This is a genomic window from Candidatus Paralachnospira sp. LCP21S3_A2 (genome assembly GCF_052118925.1).
Taxonomy (GTDB): Bacteria; Bacillota; Clostridia; order Lachnospirales; family Lachnospiraceae; genus Lientehia.
Window position 1 is genome coordinate 1 of the sequence record NZ_JBQKGG010000034.1, and the last position, 2,605, is coordinate 2,605.

3 protein-coding genes are annotated in these 2,605 nt (G+C 45.1%); all 3 read right to left on the reverse strand.

Features of this window, described 5'->3' with window-relative positions; genetic code table 11:
* On the reverse strand, window positions 1-149 hold a 149-nt coding region (locus ACTQ3K_RS12515), incomplete at its 3' end, for a helix-turn-helix domain-containing protein (RefSeq protein ID WP_441568228.1).
* 97 nt (window positions 150-246) lie between these two features.
* Complete coding sequence (locus tag ACTQ3K_RS12520; protein WP_441568226.1) at window positions 247-1,542, reverse strand: ATP-binding protein; 1,296 nt, start codon at window positions 1,540-1,542, stop codon at window positions 247-249.
* A 223-nt stretch (window positions 1,543-1,765) separates the two neighbouring features.
* Window positions 1,766-2,506, reverse strand: coding sequence for a hypothetical protein (locus tag ACTQ3K_RS12525; protein WP_441568227.1), 741 nt, complete (start codon window positions 2,504-2,506; stop codon window positions 1,766-1,768).
* Between the last annotated feature and the right edge of the window lie 99 nt (window positions 2,507-2,605).

Consider the following 2,605-nt stretch of genomic DNA (forward strand, 5'->3'; position numbering starts at 1 on the left):
CCCATAGATTCATAGTTTCGAATCCATTGTTGGACAGATGCGAGACTTACAGCAAACATATCGGCAATTCGCCGTTGGCTTTCTTTTCCATCCAGATATAGATTTACAGCATATATCTTATCCTCAACAGATACTTTTCTTTTAGACATAAAATATGCTCCCTCCTAAGTGACAAGTTTTTATTATTTCACTTGTCTACCTAGAAGGGAGCATATCAAACAGACAGCCCCTGTTGCGATATTGATTTCAGATACAAAATGCTGCATAGAGCGGAACGATTTTTTTGTTATCCTCAAAGCCGAAGTTTTTGGCAGAGAGCTTGATCGCATAGGCAGGCTTGTAGGTGTCCATATAGACCTTTAAGCTCTTGGCTCTGGTGTTGTCGGCAGACTTGACCTCAATGGGAATGAGCTTCCCGTCACGTTGAATGACAAAATCAATTTCAGCCCCACGCTCGGACTCCCAATAGTAGGTGTGGTAGCCGTTAATGGATAGCTGCACATTAACATAGTTCTCTGCCATACCGCCCTTGAAATCGTTGATTTCTTCGACCATATAGAGAATGTCATTGGCAGCTAAATCTTTCTTGGCACAAAGCAGTCCTAAGTCGGACACATAAATCTTGAACGCATCAATATCACGGTAGTTTTCAAGCGGCTTTTTGACCTGTTCGACCTTGTAGACCTGTGACACGATACCAGACAGGCAAAGCCATTCAATCGCATTTTCAAATTCGGAAGCCCGTCCGCCTTTCTTAATCAGCTTATATTGGAAACGGGTATTCTTCTTTGAAAGCTGAACGGTGATGTTATCATAGGCGAGTCTGGTTTTCTTGATTTCATTCAAGTTATTATACTTGCTCATATCGTTGAGATAGCTTGCAAGTATCGTGTCCTGTGTATGGCGGACAAGGATATAATCCTTTGTTTCGGCAAATTGCATTACGCACTCTGGCATACCGCCGACTACAAGATACTTACGGTAAAGCTGCATTGCGGCGTCGTGCAAGGCAGACGGCAGCGGTGTATCGGTTTGGAAGCATTTTTTAATCTGCTCTACCAAATCGTCCTCACCGAGAGCCAGCATAAATTCCTCCATATCCATAGGATAAAGCGTTTTCATATCGACCTTTCCTACTGGAAAAGAGAATTTTGCTCTGTTGACCGCAACACCGAGCAAGCTGCCTGCAACAATGATGTGGTAATCTGGAGCGTTCTCGCAAAAGTATTTAAGCGAAGTCAACGCCCTTTCGCAGAGCTGCACCTCATCAAAAACTATCAGCGTTTTTTCTTTTATAATGGTCTGACCTGCGATATGGGATAAAATCGGTATCAGATAATCGGGGCTGATGTTTTCCTCAAAGGTTTCGTTCAGCTTTGGATTGGTTTCAAAGTTGAAGTATGCCACATTTTCATAATGTGTGCGTCCGAACTCCAGAATAGAATAGGTCTTTCCGACCTGTCTTGCGCCCTGCAAAATAAGAGGCTTGCGGTGTTCGCTTTCTTTCCACGCTTCCAAAAAGCCCATAATCTTTCTATACATAAGCAGTCCTCCTTAAAGGTACTGACCATAGCATAGCAGATATTCGTGTAAAAATCAACAAAATCTCTTTGGATTTTCACGTTTATTAACATGATTATTTTTATTAATCTCTCACAATACAGCACAAATATCGCAGGTGATCTTTCCTATAAAGCCAAACAGCGTCGTATTGCTACGACGCTGTTGCCTTGCCCGGAAGATGGAGCAAGGGAATGCTATTCCATTATCGGTTGCGCTTTTTCTTTCTGCTTACAACCGTTGTCGCAACGGCTGCACCGCCGCTGGCAAACAGCAGGGCGATCCACAGCGCAAGGTTGCTTGTATCACCGGTCTGCGGACTCTGACTCTTATCGGATGTTTCCGGCTTGGTGCTGGCTGGCTTTTTCTCAAGCGCAGCAATGGCATCCTCAATAGCCTTTGCCATCTTATCCACTTCGGACTGCTCCGTAATGTTCTTGCCACGGACAACAGCCTTCACGGCAGCTTCCACAGCGGAGAAGTCCTTGTAGTCATTCCTGTTCTGGGCATTTGCTTTGGCAATGGCTGCATCAACCCTTGTGTAGTCAGCATCCTTGTATTGCAGGGCAGCAATGGCATCTTCGATCGCTTTCGCCATTGCATCCACCTCGCTCTGCTCCGTAAAGTTCTTATCACGGGTCACAGCCTTCACAGCAGCTTCTACCGCAGTGAAGTCCTTGTACTCGTCCTTGTTCAGGGCATTTGCTTTGGCAATGGCCTCGTCAACCTTAGTGTAGTCGGCATCCTTGTATTGCAGGGCAGCAATGGCATCCTCGATCGCTTTCGCCATTGCATCCACCTCTGCCTGCTCTGCAAGGGTCTTCCCTCGAACCACCGAATTGATTGCAGTCTCCACAGCAGAAAAATCTTTGTAATCATCTTTGTTCAGAGCATTTGCCTTGGCAATGGCCGCATCTACGCTGCTATAATCGGCAGTTGATTGCATTAGTAACTTCTACTGCCATGCTTCAGAAAAAGAATTGCACGACTAACTTCTGCTTTGCCCTGTTTCTCGCCATTTTCAGGTTGTTTTTCATCCCTTTCT